The sequence below is a fragment of the Nocardioides sp. CPCC 206348 genome (assembly GCF_048654705.1).
GTDB lineage: Bacteria > Actinomycetota > Actinomycetes > Propionibacteriales > Nocardioidaceae > Nocardioides.
The window spans coordinates 36,139-36,441 of sequence record NZ_JBMCZA010000239.1 but is presented as its reverse complement, the minus strand read 5'-3'; the positions used below and the strand labels follow the sequence as shown (position 1 = coordinate 36,441).

Below are 303 nucleotides of genomic sequence, written 5' to 3'. Positions count from 1 at the left end.
GGCGTGGGCTGGCTCTACCTGCTGCCGCAGTTCGAGGGCGCCGGGATCACCCTGCACGCCGCGATCGGCGCGCCAGAATGGGTCGGGCCCGTGGTGGTCGGCGGTGTCGTCCTCGCCAACGTGACCTCGGGCGGGATGCGCTCGATCACCTTCGTCCAGGCCTTCCAGTACTGGCTCAAGCTCACCGCGCTGCTCATCCCGGCGGCCGTCCTGCTCGCGGTCTGGTGGGGCGACGGCCGCCCCGGCAGCTCGATGGCCGACGGTGACTGGTCCGTGCCGGTCGCCGGTGGCGGCGGCCTGGGC

1 pseudogene is annotated in these 303 nt (G+C 73.6%); it reads left to right on the top strand.

Going from position 1 to position 303, the window contains the following annotated elements:
* Nucleotides 1–303 (top strand): annotated as a pseudogene (locus ACOADB_RS27420) (cation acetate symporter); the annotation flags it as partial.